Raw genomic sequence first — 20,932 nt, 5'->3', positions numbered from 1 at the left:
GAGCATGTTCCGAAATTCGTATATTCAGCAGAACTCTGATATCCAGGCCGCAGGCGGCCTGGTCCCGATGGTTGTCGAGCAGTCCGCTCGTGGCGAGCGTGCCTACGACATCTACTCGCGCCTCCTCAAGGAGCGGGTGATCTTTCTGGTTGGTCCGGTAGAGGACTACATGGCCAACCTGATCTGTGCGCAACTGCTGTTCCTTGAAGCGGAAAACCCGGACAAGGACATCCATCTCTATATCAACTCCCCGGGCGGTTCGGTGACGGCGGGCATGTCGATCTACGACACCATGCAGTTCATCAAGCCTAACGTGTCGACCACCTGTATCGGTCAGGCGTGCAGCATGGGCGCGTTCCTGCTGACGGCCGGTGCTCCTGGCAAGCGTTACTGCCTGCCGAACTCGCGTGTGATGATTCACCAGCCACTGGGCGGTTTCCAGGGCCAGGCGTCGGATATCGAAATCCATGCCAAGGAAATCCTCTTTATTCGTGAGCGTCTCAACACGCTGATGGCCAAGCATAGCGGCCGTACGCTTGAGGAAATCGAGCGCGATACCAACCGCGACAACTTCATGAGTGCAGAAGCTGCGAAGGAATACGGCTTGATCGATGAAGTGATCAACCAGCGCCCTGCTTAACTAAGCAGCTCAAAATAGGGTTGGTCGGCGGGTCCGATCACCAGCGGGCTTGAAAAAGCCCGCAATAGCCTTCATCTTGTGTTGCAAGCCTATCGGATTTGGATCGAACGAATGACTGACACCCGCAACGGCGAGGACAACGGCAAGCTGCTCTATTGCTCCTTCTGTGGCAAAAGCCAGCATGAAGTGCGCAAATTGATTGCCGGCCCCTCGGTCTTTATCTGCGACGAGTGCGTCGACCTGTGCAATGACATCATCCGTGAGGAGGTGCAGGAAGCCCAGGCCGAAAGCAGCGCGCATAAATTGCCTTCGCCCAAAGAAATCAGCGGCATCCTTGATCAATACGTGATTGGTCAGGAGCGTGCGAAAAAGGTTCTGGCCGTAGCGGTGTACAACCACTACAAGCGTCTGAACCAGCGTGACAAAAAGAATGACGACGTCGAACTCGGCAAAAGCAACATCTTGCTGATCGGCCCGACAGGCTCGGGTAAGACCCTGCTTGCCGAAACCCTGGCACGCTTGCTGAACGTTCCGTTCACCATTGCCGACGCAACCACCCTCACCGAGGCGGGTTACGTGGGTGAAGATGTCGAGAACATCATTCAGAAACTGCTGCAGAAGTGCGATTACGACGTAGAGAAAGCCCAGATGGGTATTGTCTACATCGACGAAATCGACAAGATTTCCCGCAAGTCCGACAACCCGTCGATCACCCGGGACGTTTCCGGTGAAGGCGTGCAGCAGGCCTTGCTCAAGTTGATCGAAGGCACGGTCGCTTCCGTTCCGCCTCAAGGTGGTCGCAAGCATCCGCAGCAGGAATTCCTGCAGGTCGACACCCGTAACATCCTGTTCATCTGCGGTGGTGCGTTCTCCGGTCTGGAAAAGGTTATTCAAAACCGTTCCACCAAGGGCGGCATCGGTTTCAACGCAGAAGTGCGCAGCAAGGAAGAAGGCAAGAAAGTCGGTGAATCCCTGCGTGAAGTCGAGCCTGACGATCTGGTCAAGTTCGGTCTGATCCCGGAATTCGTTGGTCGTCTGCCAGTTCTTGCAACGCTGGACGAGCTTGACGAGGCTGCGCTGATGCAGATTCTCACCGAGCCGAAGAATGCCCTGACCAAGCAGTATGCCAAGCTGTTCGAGATGGAAGGCGTTGATCTGGAATTCCGTTCCGACGCCCTCAAATCGGTCGCCAAGCGTGCCCTGGAACGTAAAACCGGTGCCCGTGGCCTGCGTTCGATCCTCGAAGGCGTATTGCTCGACACTATGTACGAGATCCCCTCGCAGTCCGAGGTGAGTAAAGTAGTGATCGATGAAAGCGTGATTGAAGGCAAATCCAAGCCACTGTATATCTACGAAAACAGTGAGCCGACTGCCAAGGCCGCGCCAGACGCTTAAGCGTCACGCAGCTGAAATAAAGAAGGGGCCTTCGGGCCCCTTTGCTATTGTGGGTGCTGCACCGGTGCTGCTCGCAAGCGTCACCTTGGCGATGAAGGCCACCCCATTTTTGGCCGTGTCCCGGCCATCGCAAGCAGCAATCTTTTAACTGGTATTTTTATCAGCTTGTTTTTTTCCAAAGCAGCCCCCATCTTGGTTTCAAGCTTACTTCCATCTGTTTACGGCCTTATGGCCGCCGTAGAGGCGAAATCATGAAGACAACCATCGAATTGCCTCTCCTGCCATTGCGTGATGTCGTGGTTTATCCGCACATGGTTATCCCGCTGTTCGTGGGGCGCGAGAAATCCATCGAAGCCCTCGAGGCTGCGATGACGGGCGACAAGCAGATTCTTCTGCTGGCCCAGAGAAACCCGGCTGATGATGATCCCGGTGAAGACGCCCTTTATCGCGTCGGTACAATTGCCACCGTTCTGCAGCTGCTGAAGCTGCCTGACGGTACGGTCAAGGTTCTGGTCGAGGGTGAGCAGCGTGGCGCGGTAGAGCGTTTCATCGAAGTGGATGGCCACTGCCGTGCCGAAGTCTCCCTGATCGACGAAGTAGACGCGCCTGAACGCGAGTCGGAAGTGTTCGTTCGCAGCCTGCTGTCTCAATTCGAACAATATGTGCAACTGGGCAAGAAAGTCCCGGCTGAAGTCCTGTCGTCGCTCAACAGCATCGACGAACCAGGCCGCCTGGTGGACACGATGGCCGCTCACATGGCCCTGAAAATCGAGCAGAAGCAGGAAATCCTCGAAATTATCGACCTGTCGGCCCGTGTCGAGCACGTTCTGGCGTTGCTGGATGCCGAGATCGACCTGCTACAAGTCGAAAAACGCATTCGCGGTCGCGTCAAAAAGCAAATGGAGCGCAGTCAGCGCGAGTACTACCTGAACGAGCAGATGAAGGCTATTCAGAAAGAACTCGGCGACAGCGAGGAAGGCCACAACGAAGTCGAAGAGCTGAAAAAGCGTATCGATGCCGCCGGCCTGCCCAAAGACGCACTGGCCAAGGCAACGGCCGAGCTGAACAAGCTCAAGCAAATGTCGCCAATGTCTGCAGAAGCCACTGTGGTGCGCTCGTACATCGACTGGCTGGTTCAGGTGCCGTGGAAGGCTCAGAGCAAAGTACGTCTGGATCTGGCGCGCGCAGAGGACATCCTCGACGCCGACCACTATGGTCTGGAAGAGGTCAAAGAACGCATCCTCGAATACCTCGCCGTGCAAAAACGTGTGAAGAAGATTCGTGGTCCGGTGTTGTGCCTGGTCGGTCCTCCGGGGGTGGGTAAAACCTCTCTGGCGGAATCGATTGCCCACGCCACCAACCGCAAATTCGTGCGCATGGCCCTCGGCGGTGTGCGTGATGAAGCTGAAATCCGTGGTCATCGCCGTACTTACATCGGTTCGATGCCAGGAAGATTGATTCAAAAGATGACAAAGGTGGGCGTCCGCAACCCGCTGTTCCTGCTCGATGAAATCGACAAGATGGGCAGCGACATGCGTGGCGATCCGGCGTCGGCGTTGCTGGAAGTGCTTGATCCGGAGCAGAACCACAACTTCAACGATCACTATCTGGAAGTCGATTACGACCTGTCCGATGTGATGTTCCTTTGCACCTCGAACTCCATGAATATTCCGCCGGCGCTGCTGGACCGGATGGAAGTGATTCGTCTGCCCGGTTACACCGAAGACGAGAAGATCAACATCGCCGTCAAATACCTTTCGCCCAAGCAGATCACTGCCAACGGCTTGAAGAAAGGCGAGTTGGAATTCGACGCCGACGCGATCCGCGACATCATCCGCTACTACACCCGTGAAGCCGGTGTACGGGGGCTGGAGCGTCAGATTGCCAAGGTTTGCCGCAAAACCGTCAAAGAGCACGCGCTGGAAAAACGCTTCTCGGTGAAGGTCACGGCCGACATGCTGGAACACTTCCTGGGCGTGCGTAAATTCCGCTACGGGCTGGCTGAGCAACAGGATCAGATCGGTCAAGTGACCGGCCTGGCATGGACGCAAGTGGGTGGCGAACTGCTGACCATCGAAGCCGCAGTCGTTCCCGGCAAGGGCCAGTTGATCAAGACCGGTTCCCTGGGTGACGTGATGGTCGAGTCGATCACTGCCGCCTTGACCGTTGTGCGCAGCCGGGCGAAGAGCCTGGGGATCCCCCTGGACTTCCACGAGAAGCGCGACACCCATATCCACATGCCGGAAGGGGCGACCCCGAAGGACGGCCCTAGTGCCGGTGTGGGCATGTGCACGGCCCTGGTGTCGGCATTGACCGGCATTCCGGTTCGCGCCGATGTCGCCATGACAGGTGAAATCACCCTGCGTGGTCAGGTACTGGCGATTGGCGGTTTGAAGGAAAAACTGCTGGCCGCTCACCGTGGCGGAATCAAGACTGTGATCATTCCTGAAGAGAACGTGCGTGATCTCAAAGAGATTCCGGACAATATCAAGCAGGATCTACAGATTAAACCGGTTAAATGGATTGACGAGGTCCTGCAAATTGCGTTGCAATACGCGCCGGAGCCCTTGCCGGACGTGGCTCCGGAGATAGTCGCAAAGGATGAGAAACGCGACGCAGATTCTAAGGAAAGAATTAGCACGCATTAGTACGTATTTGCCTGGGGGGCTTCCTTGACAGTTTTTTAGAGCCCTTGTTATAAAGCGGCTCATAAGTGTCTGTAGGCCATTCAGCACTCGTTTATGCTTTCACCAAAAAACTTAGAATCATACTCAAATAGATATAAGGGGACTTAGAGTGAACAAGTCGGAACTGATTGATGCTATCGCTGCATCCGCTGATATCCCGAAAGCTGCTGCCGGCCGTGCGCTGGATGCGGTAATCGAATCCGTCACTGGCGCTCTCAAGGCTGGCGACTCTGTTGTTCTGGTTGGTTTCGGTACTTTCTCCGTGACTGATCGTCCAGCTCGCATCGGTCGTAACCCACAGACCGGTAAGACACTGGAAATTGCAGCCGCCAAAAAACCAGGTTTCAAAGCCGGTAAAGCACTGAAAGAAGCTGTCAACTAAGTTCGATTCAGGTTTTTACCCATCCGGGTCGGGGTCATGCCTGACTTGGCAGCGGAGCGGCAGTCCACACGGCAAGTCGCCGGTTATAGATGCCGAGGGTCATGAGTTCAAGCCCTCGATCCGCTCCGCCAGTTACGAGAAGGCGCATCCTCGGATGCGCCTTTCTTCTATCCGGATTCTACCCACGCTCCACGGTTGCCTAATTTTGAAGTTCAACCGTTTCTGGGGGACGCATGCTGCAGAATATCAGGGACAATTCACAAGGCTGGATTGCCAAGACCATTATCGGGGTCATCGTTGCTTTGATGGCTTTGACCGGTTTCGATGCCATTTTTCAGGCCACGACGAGCAAGAATGACGCGGCGAAGGTCAATGGTGAAGAAATCAGCCAGAACGAGCTGAGCCAGGCGGTCGATATGCAACGCCGTCAGCTCATGCAACAGCTGGGCAAGGATTTCGACGCTTCCTTGCTGGATGAAAAAATGCTGCGCGAATCGGCCCTCAAGGGCCTGATCGATCGCAAACTGCTGCTGCAAGGCGCAGAAAACTCGAAATTCGCTTTTTCCGAAGCGGCTCTGGATCAGGTCATCCTGCAAACCCCTGAGTTTCAGGTGGATGGCAAGTTCAGCCCCGAGCGTTTCGACCAGGTGATTCGTCAACTTGGCTACAGTCGCATGCAATTCCGCCAGATGCTGGCTCAGGAAATGCTGATCGGCCAGCTGCGTGCAGGCCTGGCCGGCAGCGGTTTCGTGACCGATGCACAGGTGCTGGCTTTCGCCCGTCTGGAAAAACAGACTCGCGACTTCGCCTCCCTGAACATCAAGGCTGACCCGGCGGCTGTGAAGCTGACCGACGATGAGGTCAAGGCGTACTACGACGAGCACGCCAAGGAATTCATGACGCAGGACCAGGTTGTCATCGATTACCTCGAATTGAAGAAGGCATCCTTCTTTGATCAGGTCAGCGTCAGCGACGAAGACCTTCAAGCGGCTTATCAGAAAGAAATCGCAAACCTGTCCGAACAACGTCAGGCTGCGCACATCCTGATCGAAGTGAACGACAAGACGACCGAGGCACAAGCCAAGGCCAAGATCGAAGATATCCAGGCGCGACTGGCCAAGGGTGAGAAGTTCGAGGCGCTGGCCAAGGAATTCTCCCAGGATCCCGGTTCTGCCAACAATGGCGGTGACCTGGGTTATGCCGGTCCTGGCGTCTACGATCCGGCCTTTGAAAAAGCCTTGTACTCGCTGACCAAGGATCAGGTGTCCGGGCCGGTTCGCACCGACTATGGTTTCCACCTGATCAAGCTGTTGGGCGTAGAAGCGCCTGAAGTGCCTACGTTTGCCAGCCTGAAAGACAAGCTGACACGAGCGCTGAAAACCCAGCAGGTCGAGCAGCGTTTCGTTGAGGCGAGCAAGCAGCTGGAAGACGCCTCCTTTGAAGCGTCAGACCTGGCTCAGCCTGCACAGGACCTGAAGCTGACCGTGCACACTTCCGCGCCGTTCGGTCGTGAAGGCGGCGAAGGCATTGCGGCCAACCGTGCTGTGATCACCGCAGCTTTCAGCCAGGAAGTACTGGATGAGGGCGCCAACAGCACCGCTATCGAGCTCGATCCGGAAACCGTGATCGTGCTGCGTGCCAAGGAGCACTTGAAGCCTTCGCAACTGCCGCTGGAAAACGTTGCTGGCGCCATCCGGACCCAGTTGACCAAGGAGCACGCGAGTGCTGCTGCCAAGACCAAGGCTGATGAGCTGATTGCCAGCCTGCGTGATGGCAAGACGCCGCTGAACCAGGCGATCGACGGCCAGAACTGGAAAGTCACGGAAGCGGCGACCCGCGCTCAGGAAGGGGTTGACCCTGCTGTGTTGCAAGCGCTGTTCCGTATGCCGAAGCCTGCCGCCAAGGACAAGCCGACCTTCACCAGCGTAACGCTGGCCGACGGTAGTTTGATGATCGTTCGCCTCAACGGCGTGAACGAAGCGGCAACGCCGACCGAGGAAGAGAAGGCGCAGTATCGTCGCTACCTCGCTTCTCGCATCGGCCAGCAAGACTTCGCGGCCTATCGCAAGCAACTCGAGAGCGAGGCGGACATCAAGCGGTTCTGATGCCTGACTGAGTTTTACGTTGCACAAAAGACCCCGGCCCAATGGCCGGGGTCTTTTGTTTGGTCGTGTGTCATTTACCCGGGGGACTTTTCCTTGAAAATGCGGTCAACCCACCTGTAACTTCTTTAAGACACAATCGATGCTCCGCTAAGCATCGATCTGTTGCACAATACGCCCCGAACCGTTTTCCTCAGGATGTTCAATGTTTAAATCATTTCCGATGCGTGTTGCCGGGCTGGTGGCGATGCTGGCCGCAGTGGCCGGTTGTTCCTCGGACAAGGCCGCCATCTATGAGCATGAGAACTTTGACGATTCCGGAACGTTTTCCCGCAACTATCCGGTGACCGATGTGCAGAGCTGCGAAGCCGCCCGTCGCGCTTTGCTCAGTCAGGGTTACATCATCACCAGCAACGATCCGAAGGTGATCAGTGGGCACAAGAGTTTCCAGCAGACCGGCGAGAATCACATGGAGATCAGCTTCAGTGTGGTCTGCACGGATGACGGCAGCAAAGGGCATCACGCCACCATGTTCGCCAACGCCTTGCAGGATCGTTATGCGCTGAAGAAGACCAACAACTCCGCGAGCCTGGGCGTGGGTGTGCTGGGTTCGGTGTCGATGCCAATCGGTTCGTCGGACGACTCGATGGTCAAGGTCGCCAGCGAAACCGTATCCTCTGCCAAGTTCTACGAGCGTTTCTTCGCGTTGGTCGAGTTGTTCCTGCCGCCGGAAGCGAAGAAGGCCGCGCACATCACCGAAAAACCGAAAACCGATCCCTTGGGCATGCCTGAGGCCAAGGCAACCCCGGCACCGCTGGCACCCGCACCGGCCCCCACACCGGCAACGGAACCTGTTGCAGAGCCGGCTCCGGTCGCACCCGCGCCCCTCGAAGCGACGCCTGCGGCTTCCGAACCATTTGCCCCGCCTGTGGAAGCGGCGCCGATAACGCCGATCGAAAGCGTCGAACCTGCACCCTCCACCGAAACCATCACGCCACCTTCGAATCCGACTGATTTGCCGCCGCCGAGTGAACCCATCCCGGCGATACCTGCCTCTGGTCAATGAGTAAGAAGTCGCCGGATCGGTTCAGACGACTGATCCGGTGATAGCCTCAAAGATTGATCCGCATCAAACCAGGCCACTGTTCTGAGGCTTGCTACGAAAAAACCAATGATAAATTCCGAACCAGCTGCTACGTTTTATTCAGTAGCAACAGAGTGTCGTGTCCGCGTCATTTTTCTTTCACGCGGGCACTTTATGCTTGAGGGGCTGGTCATTTATTCAGACGTTTTCAATACGCGGTGGGGGATTCAGGAATGGACGATTATCAAGAAGAGCTGCTCGAGTATCAGGCGTTTGAATTGGACCCGCTGGAGCCAGCGGAAGACGCGACTGAGCTGTAAGCGTCAGGCGGATTGGCGATGACTGCGGCGAAACTCGCCGGGCGTCTGGCCGTTCCAGCGTTTGAATGCACGTTGAAACGCTTCGGCTGACGCAAAGCCCAGCAGGTAGGCGATTTCTCCGAACGCCAGTTCGGTGTCGCGTATGTACGTCATGGCCAGATCGCGACGGGTGTCGTTGAGAATCGCACGAAACTGCGTGCCTTCCTCGGCCAGTTTGCGGCGCAAGGTCCAGGTGGGCAGCTTCAGGCGTGCCGCCACTTCTTCCAGGTCGGGTTCCCGGCCGCCACTGAGCAAAGGCCCGAGCAGCGCGATGATCCGTTCACGCAGGCTGCGGGTGCGCGTCAGTTGTTCCAGTTCCCGTTCGCACAATAGCAACAGATGCCGCCAGGTACTTGGGCAGTGTTCGGGATTGCGCTGGGCGAGGCTTGCCAGGCTCAGCCGCAGTTGATTGTGCTCGCCGCCAAACTGGATCGGACTCTCTCCCAAGGTCTCATAGGCGGCGCGGTAATCAGGTTCATCGAACTCTATTTCGATGCGTTCGGCGCTTAGCGGGGCAGGGCTGATGCTGGATAAATGCTGCAACCAGCCGGCAATGATCGAGTCCACCACAAAACGGTTGTAGGCGTTATAGGGGCTGATGGAATAGAAACGCAGCCAGGCGCCCCGAGCGTCTTCGTGAAAGCTGGATTGGCCGCGATAATTGGAACCGTACAAGGCCTCGAATCGAATCAGGCATCGCGCCGCCTCTCGGACCGTAGGCGCCTGGGCGGCGGTGACCCCGGCAAGGCCTAGCTGGCTCAAGCGGCTGAGCTGACCCATGAGCAAGCCCAGTGCCGGGTTGTGGGTCAATTGAATGGCTGCGTGTCCCAAGCGCATGTAGCGCGGGATCGACAGGCGCGCTCCCGCTTCGCTCAGGCGCGCCGTATCCAGGCCATATTGTTCAAGCAGCGGCTGTGGGTCCACGCCATGGCTACGTACAGCATCGGCCAGGCTGTGAACAAAGCCTACGGTAAGATCGCCAAGACGCATCGGCTGCGGTTTCATGGATTACAACCAGAGGTTCAGCAAGCGTGCACCATGGGCGTTGCCGTCGGCGAACTGTTGCCCATTGCTACTGAGAAAGCTTTGCCCGGCGCTGCCCTGATCCCAGAACTGACCGCGCAGAAACACACTCACGCCGGCAATGGCCTGACTTTGCGGTGCCTGGGTGGTGAGGGTGAGGCGATGCCAGGCTTGCCCTTCGCTCAGATCACCGGGTATGGGGCTGATTGACCCGGATGAGGGGTCGCCGCGCTCATTTCGCCACGGCCGATCCCAGGCGCCACGGCCCGCGACAAACGCCGGTACGGCAACCAGTTGCACACTCTGATCGTCGAGCTTGCGGTAGTTTTTTGCATACCAGCTGTCGCGCCCGATCAGTATGCCCAGACGACCGGCCGGGGTATCGAAGACATTCGGTGCGCGCTCGTCATGGGTACGGTCAGTAGCGTTTTCGGTAAAAAACGGCCGCAATTGGCGCTGGGGCTGACCGATTGGCACACCCTCGGGGTCAAACACCACGCTGCTGTTGTACAGTGCTCCGCGCCCGATTTTCAGCGTGCCGTCGATAATGCCGGGTTCGGGCAGCACGATGGAGCCCGCCACCAGGGTCACGTGGAATTCTTTGGCCAGTCCGCCGAACAGTGCCTGGTAATCTCTGGCCATGCCCTTGGCTTTCATGCGCAAGTGGGCGTCATCCAGACGATTGCCGCCGTCCGCCGTGATCAAGGCGCGAACGAATTTCAGCGGATTACTCACCGCCAGCCAGTTCATGGCCTCTTTCAGGGAAGAGGCCTGGTACAACTCATCCTTCTCCCCGCTGACCATCAGCCAGGTGCCGACATGTTCCGGCAGCACCACGATGGTCTTGGCGTTCAACAAGCCCTGGTCCCGGGCAGCGTGCAAGTAGGCTGCGAGTTTACGGCGCAGACGCTCGGGGCTTTGATAGTCAGTGGGAAACAGCTCGGGCTGGATGCCCAGCAGATTGCCGCGATCAGAGGGTGTGCCTTGATCGACGGCGAGACTGATCCGCAGGTCCGAGAGGTAGTGGCCCACCGGTCGATCCGCGGCCCACATGGCGTAGGTCGTCACAGTGGCGAGCAACGCCATGGAGAATGTCAGGTACAGAAGTTTGCGCATTGGGAAACAATTGACAGCCGTGTGCGAGATTTCATGTTTTGCCTTCGGATCAGTATCGAGCCTACGGCAAAACCATGGGGTATGGATAGGATTCTCCCACGTTTGAGGGTTTTTACCTTGCTCTGGAGCAGGGAAGGCCAGCATGCAGCATTGTAGTGACTTCAGTCTTCCTGCTGCTGGCAATAATGCTGGAAGCAAGCGCTGTGAGTGTTTCTGTCAGTCGCACTTCGGTTGTTTCAGTGCCGTACCATTGTGACTGGCCGAACAGAAGGACAATGAGCGCATTCGTGGTCGGGCAGGGGGCTGCCGAATGTTTGCCTTCTGCGCCGCCTACATCGCGAATGATGGTGCAAAGAGCAGACGAGTATCTGTCTTTGAGCTGGAGGATCTGCTGCTTTTGTTCTTGATTGAGATTGAAGAACTCCCGGGTAATCAGCGTCAACCTGTGTTTTTCGTTGCAGCTGAAGGCAGCGAAGGCCTGAATAAACAGCAGCAGACGCTTTTGGGGGCTTCGTGCTCCTTTCATTCGACGCGTAGTGTCCAGCAACAAGTCCGACAAGGCGGACTCAATCAGTTCGAACAACAAGGATTGTTTGCTTTCGATGTGATGGTACAGCGATCCGGCGTGCAGCCCCACGTAACTCGCCAGGTCGCGCAAGCCGATCGACTGGAAACCCTGTGTGGCAAAGAGCTCAATGGCCGCGTCAAGCACTCGATCGCGGGCGCTGTGTTGCGATTTGATCAGCATGAGTTATTCCGAGTGGCGATAATCCGTTCTGGACGCATGGTGGGCAGTGCGGATCAGCAACAGCACCGCGCAAACCACCGGCAAATTGACCAACAGCAGTGCATAGCGCAGAGACTCACGGCCGAACACGGGTAGCAACATATCGCTGAACAAGCCGGTTATCAGTGGCCCGACACCGACCCCGAGCAGCGTGCTGACGATGGTTTGCAACGCCATGGCGGTCCCGCGTCGACCGGCTGGTACCAATTGGGTGACGAGGTTGTAGGACGGGGCGACCCACCAGACGGAAAAAAACGAATAGAGCGCGCACCAGAGCATGGCGCGTGGAATCGGTACATCGCCCAGGCGCACCAGCAGGGAATCGGACCAGAGCAGGTAGGGGATCAGCGCGCTGATTGCTGCCAGGTGGCCCAGCACCGGAATCGAAATTTGCCAGTGTGGATGGCGGCGGCACAGCCGGTCGCTCAACCAGCCACTGAACAGGCCTCCGATCCCGGCCGAAATACCGCAGATTACCCCCGCAAGCAGTCCGGCGTGTTGCAGTGACAAGCCGTGGGAGCGCACCAGAAAACTGGTGTTCCACATGCCAATGGCGTAGGCGCTGAGCGTGGTCAGGCCACCGGCGAGGATCAGGCATCGGTAGGCCGGAAGAGCCCAGAGTTTGCGTGCTTCGGCGTACATGCCGAGCAGCGCGGGTTGCGTGTGGGGCTGTGGCGTGAGGTCCCAGCGGCCGCGCTGCGGGTCACGCACGGCGAACGCCAGGATGGCGCTGAACACCAGGGCCGGCACGCCAAGGGCAACGAACGCAGTACGCCAGCCATAGTGTTCCACCACCCAGGCGCCGATACTCAAACCGATGATCGAAGAAAAGGTCGGTGCCGCGGTAAAACAACTGATGGCAAATGAGCGGCGTTGGGGTGGATACAGGTCAGCGATCAACGACAGCGAGGCCGACGTCGTCGGCGATTCGCTGACGGCCACCAGCATTCGCGCAATGGCCAGTGCCAGAAAGCTGCCGGCCAACCCGCAAGCCATGGTCGCCACCGCCCACAACAGGCAAGACATTGCCAGCAGACGAATACGCGGCATGCGGTCCACCAGTCGTCCCGCCGGCAGGCCCATCAACGCATAGACTGCGGCGAACGCCAGGCCCGAGATCAGGCCGATGGCGGTGTCGCCGACCGCGAATTCGGCTTTGATCGGTTCGACCATGACCGCGAGTATTTGTCGCCCGACGAAGTTGTCGGCAAACACCATGGCCAGCAGCATTAACAAACCATGGCTGCCCCAGCCGACGCTGACCGGTGACAATAAACCTGCGCGGGCGGTCACCGCGGTGCCCACAGATCAGGCAAGCCCGGGTCACTGACGACAATCAGGCGCTTGAGCAAGACCTTCAAGGCCTGGGCGTCGGCGGCGCCGAGCTTGACCGAGAGGTCTTCTTCCACGGCCTTGGCCAGCGCCAGTTGGTGCAGTGAAACTTCGCGACCCTGGGCTGTGAGGACAAACCGCAGCGAATCTGCCGGTCCCTCGAATGCGACAAGACGCTGGCGTTCGAGAAAACGCATGCTCGCCAGCGTGACTTCGCGGCCGGTGTAATTTACGAAGGTGTTGATTTCCTCGAGGGTCAGGTTGTCGCGGATACACAAAATCGACAGAACAAAAAATGTCTGTTCGTCCAACTGCTGACTGTTCAGCAAGTGGCGCAAGGCGTTGAGTACCTGGTAATGCGCGCGTCCCAACAGGTAACCGAGCAAGTCCTCGGTGTAGCTGCATTCCGGTGGTGGCGGTGTGGTCGCCAGGCGCAACTCGCTGCGTGGCTTGCGCGTGGCCAGGGCGTATTGGCCACTCTGGAACGCCAGTGGCGCCCGGTCGCTGTGATCGAAGGCGAGTACCTCGCCGACAAAGATCACGTGGTCGCCGCCTTCGTACTGGAAGGCCGTGCGGCACTGGAAGCGTGCCGTGCAATCCTGCAGCAGCGGTGCCTCGCTGACGCCATGATCCAGTTCGATCTCGGCGAACTTGTCCTCGCCCTGGGTGGCGAAACGTCCCGACAGGGTCTCTTGCTCCGTGGACAGTACGTGCACGTTCCAATGCTTGCCGTTGCTGAACACCGGCAGGCTGCGCGCTTGCTTGGACAGGCTCCAGAGCACCAGCGGCGGGTTGAGTGAAACCGAGTTGAAGCTATTGGCGGTGATGCCCACGGGCGAGCCGTCTTCGGTTTGGGTGGTGATGATCGTGACCCCGGTGGTGAACGTGCCGAGCGCGGCACGAAATGCCTGGGGATCGAAGCTGATGTTTTGGATTGCCATGACTGGCCTCATGGAGTGGAATTTTCGTATGGCCAGTATTGGGCGTTTGCAGGCCCTGAACATCGTCTCAACGGACTAACGCTAATGCAGGGCCTCGTCCGATTGGACGAGGCGGTGCAGCGGGCGGCGAGGCTAGGGTGGCGTCAGGCGCATCGGGCGCTCAGCGGCCATCGAGCCAACCTGCAAGGGGATAACAATGAGTTCAGCCAAAGACCTTTCCAACCTGCTGGCGCAACAGAAAAGCGCCTTTGCCAGCGCCGGCAGTGTCAGCGCCGACACCCGCCGCCAGCGCCTGCAGCAAGTGATCGACCTGTTGGTCCAGAACCACGAAGCATTGACTGCGGCGATCGACCAGGACTTTGGCGGGCGGCCTGTCGGTTTCTCTCTGATGAATGACGTACTGGGCACCCTGGCTTCGCTCAAGCATGCCCGTGACCATCTACAGGAATGGATGCAGGACGAGCCGCGCGAGATGTTTTCCCCCTATGACCAGCTCGGCGCACGGGCTTGGGTCATGCACCAGCCAAAAGGCACGGTGGGCATTCTCGGGACCTGGAACGCCCCGCTGTATACCTTGTTCAGCCCGTTGGCTTCGGCCCTGGCGGCCGGTAACCGGGCCATCCTCAAGCCTTCCGAAGTGGTGCCGCGCACCGCTGAATTGGTCGCGCGTCTGTGTGCCGAACACCTTGATCCGCAGGTTGTGGCGGTGGTCAACGGCGGGCCGGATCTGGGCGAAGCCTTCAGCAGTCAACCCTTCGATCACCTGGTGTTCACCGGCAGCACGGCGATTGGTCGGCTAGTGATGGGCAATGCCGCAAAAAACCTGGTGCCGGTGACCCTGGAACTCGGCGGCAAGTCGCCGGTGATCATTTCGCACACTGCCGACCTGAACAAAACAGCCTTCAACCTCGCGGCGGGCAAGATTTGCAATGGTGGGCAGGTTTGTATCAATCCGGATCTGGTCTACGTACCCAAGGCTCAGCTGGAATCGTTTCTCGATGCGCTGCGCAGTGCCTATCGCGATCTCAACCCGACAGTGGCCGGCAACCCGGATGTGGTGGCGGTGGTCAACCAGCGTCATCTGGAGCGGGTCGAAGGTTTGGTGCAGGACGCCGAATCCCGCGGCACGCGCATCGAGTGCCTTCCCGAACCCCTGGCCGTAGATGCCCAAGACCGTCGTCGTCCGCTGCGAGTGGTGATCGATCCGGCCCCGGACAGCCTGATCATGCACGAGGAAATCTTCGGCCCGGCGATGGTCGTGCTCAGCTATGACGAACTCGATCAGGTCATCGCCGACATCAACGGCAGGCCACGTCCGCTGGCGTTGTACTACTTCGGCGAGGATGCTCAAGAGCAACGTTACGTGCTCGAGCACACCCTGTCCGGCGGGGTCACCCTTAACGATGTGATGATGCACCCCGCGCTGCACGATGCGCCATTCGGTGGCGTCGGTGCTTCAGGCATGGGGCATTATCACGGCCGCGAAGGCTTCCTCGAATTCAGTCACATGCGCACGGTGTTCAAGGCATCAGTCCACGACCCACGCCGTGAATGGGGCCTGCTGCCGCCTTACGGCGAACACTATCTGGCGGCCATGCTGGCCGGGGTCACCTCCGACTGATTCCAGCGCAGGGGTGCCTTCGCCCCTGTCCGCTGCTTGAGACAGGCCATTGAAAATGTTCAAGGCAATTACTATCGCCCAGCGCCTGTGGCTCTGGGCGCTGTTGGCCACGTTGCTGTTTGTCCTGGCGGTGCTGTTGGGCGCCTATGGATTGCAACAGGCGCGCGACAGTCTGCGCGCGATCAACGAGGACAACCTGGCGACATTGTTGATGTTCGGTGAGATCGAACATCGCCTCGGTGAAAGTCGGCGCCAGGTTTTGCTGGCGATCCAGCAAGACCCTGAGGGCCCGCTGGTAGCGGCGTTCGACCGACCGGTGGAAGCTACCCTGAGTGCCATCGAAAGCAATAACCGGGCACTGGCCGAGATCTGGGCAAGCTATCGCCAGCGCTCATTGAGCGGTGAAGAGCAGCAGGCGGCGGATGCGTTCGACCAGCATTATCAGGCGTGGCAGGATGAGTTGGGCATCCTTCTGGAATCCTTTCGTGCCGGTGATTTTCGCCTGCCGGGCATTTTGTCCTTTCTGCGCATGGCCGAGCCTCAGGGCAATGCCGCCGTGGCTGAACTGAGCAGGTTGCAGGCACTGCAGAAAATCAGCGCAGCGCAGGCCTACGAGTCGGCGCAGCACCGCTATCGTTCGACGTTACTGGCGTACCTGGCACTGGCGCTGGTGGGCGGGTTGGCGGGGAGCCTTACTGCGTTTTCCACGTTACGTCGACTCAAGCGCGCCTTTGCCCAGGCGGGTGCCAGTGTGCGTGCAATCGCCAGTGGCGATCTGTTGCAACCGATCGATATCAGGGGCAGCGATGAGTTCGCACGGATGCTGCGCGACATTGCGCTGATGCGTGACAGCCTGCACGGGCTGATCTCTCAAATGCGCGAGCTGGTACAACGGGTCAGTCGCGAAGCGGCACACATGGCCGAGTCGGCAGAGCTGGCCTCCACGGCCACCCGGCAACAGGCGGACGCGGTGCGCGGAATTTCCCGTGCGGTGGAAGATTTGTCGGGGTCGATCAGTGAAGTGGAAAACCATGTCGATGTGTCACGTGACATCACCCAGCATTCGGCGGGGCGCTCGGGCAAGAGTGAAGGCTTTATCCGCGACATGGCCCAAGAGATGAACCGCATCAGTGACGTGATCAGCGACACGGCTGTGCACATTCGTGAGCTCGAAGGGTTCTCCGCAGAAATCAGCCAGGTGCTCAATGTGATTCGCAGCATTGCCGAGCAAACCAACCTCCTGGCGCTGAATGCCGCCATCGAGGCTGCTCGGGCGGGTGAGGCGGGTCGCGGGTTTGCCGTGGTCGCCGACGAAGTGCGTCTGCTGGCCCAACGCACCGCCAGTTCGATTGGCGAAATCGACCTGACTGTGCAACGTATTCAAGTGGGTACGTTGGCGGTGGTCGACGGCATCGGTCGGGTCGTCAGCCGGGTACGCGACGGCGTCAGTCTGGCCCATGAGGCCGGTGATTCGGTGGCGCAAATTCGCAGTGGCACTGATGATGTGATCCGCAGTGTGGACACCATCGCCACGGTAATCACCGAGCAGGTCAGGGTTACCCGGGAAATGGTTGTTCGGGTCGAGAGTGTCTCCAGCGGCACCGGTGCGCTGTCGGCCAACGCCGGGCGCAGTGCGGCGGCCGCCGCGGACCTGGAACAACTGGCGCGGGCACTGGATCAGTTGTCGGCACGTTTTAATGTCGCTTGAACAGCGGCCTTGTTCCATTTGAATACCGTAACCCCTGTGGGAGTGAGCCTGTTCGCGATAGGGTCAACCCATTGACCCACCGTTTTCGCCAGCAGACTCGCTCTCGCAAGGAGCAAGAACTCAATCATTCAGTCACTCACAACCAGGGCGCGATCACAACAATGGACAACCTTGAAAACGCACCACTCAACTCCACCACTGGCTGGCCGCGCCGCAGCGTGCTCAAGGCCGGTGCCGTAGCGGTCGGCGTCGGCCTCCTGGGGCGATTTGCCGATGCGCGCGCACAAGGGCTTTCGGCCAGTGACTACCAGGCCATGGATGCCTGGGCCATGAGCCAGGCGATACGCAGCGGCGAACTGAGCGCCGAGGACCTGCTGACAGCCGCGCTCGCCCGTTACAACGAGGTCAACGCCAAGGTCAATGCAGTGAACATATTGCATGAAACCTACGCTCGCACATTGCTCGCCCAGCGACGCGCTGCCGGTACCTCCAACCAGGGCATCCTGGCGGGTGTGCCATTGCTGTTCAAGGACCTGAACACCACGCTACAAGGAACGATCACCAGCAACGGTAGCCGGATGTTCAAGGACTCACCGCCCGCCGCCCGCACCAGTACCCTGATCGCCCGCTACGAGCAAGCCGGTGCAGTGCCGTTCGGCAAGACCACGTCCCCCGAGTTCGGCTTGACCACCACCACCGAATCCCTGGCCTGGGGCCAGACCCATAATCCGTGGAACCTGGCCATGAGCGCGGGCGGTTCTTCCGGTGGCTCGGCAGCCGCAGTGGCGGCAGGGATCGTTCCTGTGGCGCATGCCACCGATGGCGGCGGATCGATCCGCATCCCTGCCTCATATTGCGGCGTCGTCGGGCTCAAGCCCAGCCGCTATCGCACCCCCAGCGGGCCACTGCATTTCGAAGGCTCGTTTGGTGCCAGCGCTGCCAACGTGGTGTCGCGCACGGTGCGCGATACGGCGTTGTTCCTTGATGCCGGTCAAGGTCATGAGGCGGGCAGTGCTTATTGGTGCGCACCGTTGATTCGGCCTTATGTGGAAGAGTTGCAGCGTGATCCCGGCAAGCTGCGCGTAGCCGTGGTGCGTCAATCGCTGACCGGTGCCCCTCTGGAACCGGCGATTGCCGCCGCTCTGGAGCAGACCATCAAGCAACTGTCGGCCCTTGGGCATCAACTCGACGAATTGACGCTGAACATCGATCCACGCCAGTTGTTCGGTGCCCATGGCACTGCGCTCGGCACGGCATTGCGTGTGCAGATTCATGATCGCGAGCAGGTACTCGGACGGGCTGCCACGGCTCAGGATCTGGAGAAGATCACCTTGGTCAACCTCGAGCGCTCGAAGGCGACCAGCGGCGAAGACCTGTACCGAGCGCGGCAAGCGTTCGAGAGTATTGGCGCGACGATGGAACAGCACTTCGAACGCTACGACGTGATCCTGTCGCCAGTCACTGGCAGCCTGACCCCGAAGCTGGGTCTGTTGTCGCTAGACCAGCCTTGGGACAGCTACGCCCATCAGGCCATGGGCAGCGCCGGTTTCACCGTGATCGCCAATGTCAGCGGCCAGCCGGCCATCTCACTACCCCTGGGCCAGAGCGATGACGGCCTGCCGGTGGGCATGATGTTTACTGCCCGTCTGGGTGGCGAAGATGTGCTATTGCGTCTGGCCAGCCAACTGGAACAGGCCCACCCGTGGGCTGCCAGACGTGCCACTCTTTAACCCGCCCCCATCACCCTGTAGGAGCCGGCTTGCCGGCGAGCCAGCTCCTGCAGGTTTATTGGGCGTTGCCGGGATTTGCGCCTGACAGTGATCCCCTGTAGGAGCCGGCTTGCCGGCGAAGGCGGTGTGTCAGGCGAGTGAGATGTTGGATGTGCCGGCCGTATCGCTGGTAAGCCAGCTGGGCACCCCCTAGTCCACTTTGACGATGAGCCCATCCCCCCGCAGCCCCGATCATGGGCTGCACTCCGCCAGCGCACCCTGCGTGGTCGGCGGTTTCTTTCTGACCTCAGCTAATGGCATAACAACAATGACGGCTCAAGTTCAGTCTCAGACCCACTACGACGTGATTGTCGTCGGTTCGGGCGCAGGTGCGATGACTTCGGCAGTGTTCCTCGCCGACCAGGGATTAAGCGTGTTGGTCGTGGAAAAAAGCGACCAGTACGGCGGCACCTCGGCGATCTCCGGGGGCGGTATCTGGATCCCCAACAACCACTACTTCGCTCGCATGAGCGGCAACGACAGCTACGCCACGGCGCTGACCTACCTGAAGGCGGCAGCGGGCGAACATGTCGATGAAGTGCGCTTGCGTGCCTACCTGGACAACGCGCCGAAGATGATCGAGCAGCTCACCCGCAACAGCCGGGTGCGTTATGCAGTAGCGGCCAAATACCCTGATTACTATCCGCATCTGCCGGGAGCGCTTGCCGGTGGGAGAACCCTGGACCCTGAATTTTTCGACACCAGCCTGTTGGGTGACGAACTGACAAACCTGCGCAAACCATCGCCTTCGACGCTGCTGATGGGGTGCATCGCCTGGACAGCGCGTGATGCGCACAAGGTGATGGCTCGCAGTTTCGGCTGGCGTCTGCTGATCATGAAACTGATGTTGCGCTACAAGCTGGACTTCAAGTGGCGACGCAAAAGCAAGATTGATCGTCGCGCGTCCCTGGGTAGTTCGCTGGTAGCCTCGTTGCGTCGCTCGCTGATGGACCGCAACGTGCCGCTTTGGCTCAACACCGATTTTTCCGGCCTGATCACCGACAACGGACGGGTCACCGGCATCACCGTGCAGCGTGACGGAGCCGAGCGGCAACTGCATGCGCGCCACGGGGTGATACTGGCCTCGGGCGGCTTCGAACAAAATCAGGTCCTGCGCGACCAGTACCTGCCCAAGCCAAGCCGCAGGTCCTGGAGCGCGACACCACCGGGCAACAACACCGGCGCAGCGCTGGAAGCCGGCATGGCTCAGGGCGCGGCCACCGCATTGATGGATTGGGCCTGGTGGGCGCCGACCATTGCCGTACCAGGAGAAGAAAAGCCTCGGGGGATTTTCGCCGAGCGTGCATTCCCTGGCGCCATCGTGGTCAACGGTGAGGGCAAGCGCTTTGTCAACGAAGCGGCGCCGTACCTGGAGTTCGTCGATGCCATGCATCAGGACAACCAGAAAACCGGCGGAAAAACAGTGCCGGCCTGGGTGATTTTCGACGCGCATTTCCGTTTCAACTACGCCATGGGTCCGTTGATGCCCGGCCAGATCATGCCCGACAGCCGCCTGCGCAAGGAGTGGCTCAACACGCTGTACTGGAAGGCGGACACCCTGGCCGGTCTGGCCCGGCAGATTGGCGTCGACAGTGCCGGCCTGGAAGCCACCGTCAGCAAGGTCAACGGCTACGCGGACTCTGGCGTAGACCTGGACTTCGCCCGTGGCGGTAACGTCTTCGATCGTTATTACGGCGACTGCAACGTCAAGCCCAACCCTTGCCTGGCGCCGCTGCGCAAAGGCCCGTATTACGCCATGCGTCTGGATGCCGGGGACATCGGCACCAAGGGCGGCCTGCTGACCAACGAGCATGCGCAGGTGGTGCGCGATGATGGCACGACCATCGCCGGCTTGTATGCCATCGGCAACTGCTCGGCATCGGTGATGGGCACCAGCTATCCGGGAGCGGGAGGCACTCTGGGACCGGCGATGACCTTCGGCTATGTCGCCGCCAACCATTTGGCCAGCCAGCGCAAGGAGTGATC

General features: G+C 59.3%; 15 protein-coding genes. 10 read left to right on the top strand and 5 right to left on the bottom strand.

Annotated features, from left to right (window positions below; translation table 11 throughout):
* Positions 1 to 4 precede the first annotated feature (4 nt).
* From clpP to AD668_RS20055, 6 genes are all read left to right on the top strand, one after another.
* Positions 5 to 640, top strand: a complete 636-nt coding sequence (gene clpP, locus AD668_RS20080; RefSeq protein ID WP_053161532.1) for an ATP-dependent Clp endopeptidase proteolytic subunit ClpP — start codon at positions 5 to 7, stop codon at positions 638 to 640.
* 111 nt (positions 641 to 751) lie between these two features.
* Positions 752 to 2,035 (top strand): ATP-dependent Clp protease ATP-binding subunit ClpX, encoded by a 1,284-nt coding sequence (clpX, locus tag AD668_RS20075; protein ID WP_007982210.1) that lies wholly within the window; start codon positions 752 to 754, stop codon positions 2,033 to 2,035.
* Positions 2,036 to 2,286: 251 nt separating this feature from the next.
* Positions 2,287 to 4,683 (top strand): endopeptidase La, encoded by a 2,397-nt coding sequence (gene lon / locus AD668_RS20070; protein ID WP_053161531.1) that lies wholly within the window; start codon positions 2,287 to 2,289, stop codon positions 4,681 to 4,683.
* A gap of 148 nt (positions 4,684 to 4,831) precedes the next feature.
* The gene (locus AD668_RS20065; RefSeq protein ID WP_002552737.1) at positions 4,832 to 5,104 is read left to right on the top strand and encodes an HU family DNA-binding protein; all 273 of its coding nucleotides are present in this window, start codon (positions 4,832 to 4,834) and stop codon (positions 5,102 to 5,104) included.
* 233 nt (positions 5,105 to 5,337) lie between these two features.
* Positions 5,338 to 7,209 (top strand): SurA N-terminal domain-containing protein, encoded by a 1,872-nt coding sequence (locus AD668_RS20060; protein WP_053161530.1) that lies wholly within the window; start codon positions 5,338 to 5,340, stop codon positions 7,207 to 7,209.
* Positions 7,210 to 7,411: 202 nt separating this feature from the next.
* The gene (locus tag AD668_RS20055) at positions 7,412 to 8,272 is read left to right on the top strand and encodes a DUF2242 domain-containing protein (RefSeq protein ID WP_053161529.1); all 861 of its coding nucleotides are present in this window, start codon (positions 7,412 to 7,414) and stop codon (positions 8,270 to 8,272) included.
* 341 nt (positions 8,273 to 8,613) lie between these two features.
* On the opposite strand, the gene AD668_RS20050 is transcribed toward AD668_RS20055, so the two are convergent.
* The 5 genes from AD668_RS20050 to AD668_RS20030 form a co-directional block, all read right to left on the bottom strand.
* On the bottom strand, positions 8,614 to 9,654 hold the full coding sequence (locus AD668_RS20050; RefSeq protein ID WP_053161528.1) for an AraC family transcriptional regulator: 1,041 nt from the start codon (positions 9,652 to 9,654) through the stop codon (positions 8,614 to 8,616).
* Between the two features lie 3 nt (positions 9,655 to 9,657).
* Positions 9,658 to 10,788: a nitrilase-related carbon-nitrogen hydrolase gene (locus tag AD668_RS20045; protein ID WP_053161527.1), complete on the bottom strand. Its 1,131-nt coding sequence runs from the start codon at positions 10,786 to 10,788 to the stop codon at positions 9,658 to 9,660.
* A 112-nt stretch (positions 10,789 to 10,900) separates the two neighbouring features.
* Complete coding sequence (locus AD668_RS20040) at positions 10,901 to 11,536, bottom strand: TetR/AcrR family transcriptional regulator (protein ID WP_053161526.1); 636 nt, start codon at positions 11,534 to 11,536, stop codon at positions 10,901 to 10,903.
* Between the two features lie 3 nt (positions 11,537 to 11,539).
* On the bottom strand, positions 11,540 to 12,847 hold the full coding sequence (locus AD668_RS20035) for an MFS transporter (RefSeq protein WP_053161656.1): 1,308 nt from the start codon (positions 12,845 to 12,847) through the stop codon (positions 11,540 to 11,542).
* Between the two features lie 17 nt (positions 12,848 to 12,864).
* The gene (locus AD668_RS20030; protein ID WP_053161525.1) at positions 12,865 to 13,848 is read right to left on the bottom strand and encodes a flavin reductase family protein; all 984 of its coding nucleotides are present in this window, start codon (positions 13,846 to 13,848) and stop codon (positions 12,865 to 12,867) included.
* 196 nt (positions 13,849 to 14,044) lie between these two features.
* On the opposite strand from AD668_RS20030, the gene AD668_RS20025 reads away from it, so the two are divergent.
* The 4 genes from AD668_RS20025 to AD668_RS20010 all read left to right on the top strand — a co-directional run bounded on the left by AD668_RS20025 (position 14,045) and on the right by AD668_RS20010 (position 20,930).
* Positions 14,045 to 15,469 (top strand): coniferyl aldehyde dehydrogenase, encoded by a 1,425-nt coding sequence (locus AD668_RS20025; RefSeq protein ID WP_053161524.1) that lies wholly within the window; start codon positions 14,045 to 14,047, stop codon positions 15,467 to 15,469.
* Between the two features lie 55 nt (positions 15,470 to 15,524).
* Positions 15,525 to 17,177, top strand: coding sequence for a methyl-accepting chemotaxis protein (locus AD668_RS20020; RefSeq protein WP_053161523.1), 1,653 nt, complete (start codon positions 15,525 to 15,527; stop codon positions 17,175 to 17,177).
* A gap of 161 nt (positions 17,178 to 17,338) precedes the next feature.
* A complete protein-coding gene (locus tag AD668_RS20015) occupies positions 17,339 to 18,907 on the top strand; it encodes an amidase (RefSeq protein WP_053161522.1) in 1,569 nt (522 codons plus the stop codon).
* 307 nt (positions 18,908 to 19,214) lie between these two features.
* Positions 19,215 to 20,930 (top strand): FAD-dependent oxidoreductase, encoded by a 1,716-nt coding sequence (locus AD668_RS20010; protein WP_053161521.1) that lies wholly within the window; start codon positions 19,215 to 19,217, stop codon positions 20,928 to 20,930.
* The last annotated feature ends 2 nt before the right edge of the window (positions 20,931 to 20,932 follow it).

Origin of the sequence: Pseudomonas sp. P1.8 (assembly GCF_001269805.1) — a bacterium.
Classification (GTDB): Bacteria; Pseudomonadota; Gammaproteobacteria; order Pseudomonadales; family Pseudomonadaceae; genus Aquipseudomonas.
Note: the sequence above shows the minus strand (reverse complement) of the source record. Positions and strands in the feature narration are given on the sequence as shown.

Bases quoted from the DNA above. Each gene is read 5' to 3' on its own strand.
- AD668_RS20025 (WP_053161524.1), top strand. From the start codon at position 14,045: ATGAGTTCAGCCAAAGACCTTTCCAACCTGCTGGCGCAACAGAAAAGC.
- AD668_RS20045 (WP_053161527.1), bottom strand. From the start codon at position 10,788: ATGCGCAAACTTCTGTACCTGACATTCTCCATGGCGTTGCTCGCCACT.
- clpX (WP_007982210.1), top strand. From the start codon at position 752: ATGACTGACACCCGCAACGGCGAGGACAACGGCAAGCTGCTCTATTGC.
- AD668_RS20015 (WP_053161522.1), top strand. From the start codon at position 17,339: ATGGACAACCTTGAAAACGCACCACTCAACTCCACCACTGGCTGGCCG.
- AD668_RS20020 (WP_053161523.1), top strand. From the start codon at position 15,525: ATGTTCAAGGCAATTACTATCGCCCAGCGCCTGTGGCTCTGGGCGCTG.
- AD668_RS20010 (WP_053161521.1), top strand. From the start codon at position 19,215: ATGACGGCTCAAGTTCAGTCTCAGACCCACTACGACGTGATTGTCGTC.
- AD668_RS20030 (WP_053161525.1), bottom strand. From the start codon at position 13,848: ATGGCAATCCAAAACATCAGCTTCGATCCCCAGGCATTTCGTGCCGCG.
- clpP (WP_053161532.1), top strand. From the start codon at position 5: ATGTTCCGAAATTCGTATATTCAGCAGAACTCTGATATCCAGGCCGCA.
- AD668_RS20040 (WP_053161526.1), bottom strand. From the start codon at position 11,536: ATGCTGATCAAATCGCAACACAGCGCCCGCGATCGAGTGCTTGACGCG.
- AD668_RS20055 (WP_053161529.1), top strand. From the start codon at position 7,412: ATGTTTAAATCATTTCCGATGCGTGTTGCCGGGCTGGTGGCGATGCTG.
- lon (WP_053161531.1), top strand. From the start codon at position 2,287: ATGAAGACAACCATCGAATTGCCTCTCCTGCCATTGCGTGATGTCGTG.
- AD668_RS20060 (WP_053161530.1), top strand. From the start codon at position 5,338: ATGCTGCAGAATATCAGGGACAATTCACAAGGCTGGATTGCCAAGACC.
- AD668_RS20050 (WP_053161528.1), bottom strand. From the start codon at position 9,654: ATGAAACCGCAGCCGATGCGTCTTGGCGATCTTACCGTAGGCTTTGTT.